A 308-nucleotide genomic window follows, 5' to 3' on the forward strand; every position below is an offset into this window, starting at 1 on the left:
CGTGGTGTAGAGGCCTAACATGCCTGCCTGTCACGCAGGAGACCGCGGGTTCGAATCCCGTCGGCTCCGCCATTTATGTTATGGTAGCTAGATCAGAGGTAATCGAAGAGACTGTGACATCGGCATTAGTATAATATTTTGCCGTCGTAGCTCAATCGGTAGAGCAACTGAATCGTAATCAGTAGGTTGGGGGTTCAAGTCCTCTCGACGGCACCATTGTTCCAATTTAATATGGCGGTCGTGGCGAAGGGGTTAACGCACTGGATTGTGGCTCCAGCACTCGTGGGTTCAAGTCCCATCGATCGCCC

2 tRNA genes are annotated in these 308 nt (G+C 52.3%); both read left to right on the forward strand.

From position 1 onward, the window contains the following. The first annotated feature begins 140 nt into the window (after positions 1-140). Positions 141-216: transfer RNA gene (locus B1728_RS35590), tRNA-Thr, on the forward strand. 18 nt (positions 217-234) lie between these two features. Next, a tRNA-His gene (locus B1728_RS35595) sits at positions 235-307 on the forward strand. The last annotated feature ends 1 nt before the right edge of the window (position 308 follow it).

Source organism: Paenibacillus sp. 32352 (genome assembly GCF_002042965.1).
In the GTDB taxonomy this organism is placed as follows: Bacteria; Bacillota; Bacilli; order Paenibacillales; family NBRC-103111; genus Paenibacillus_S; species Paenibacillus_S vulneris.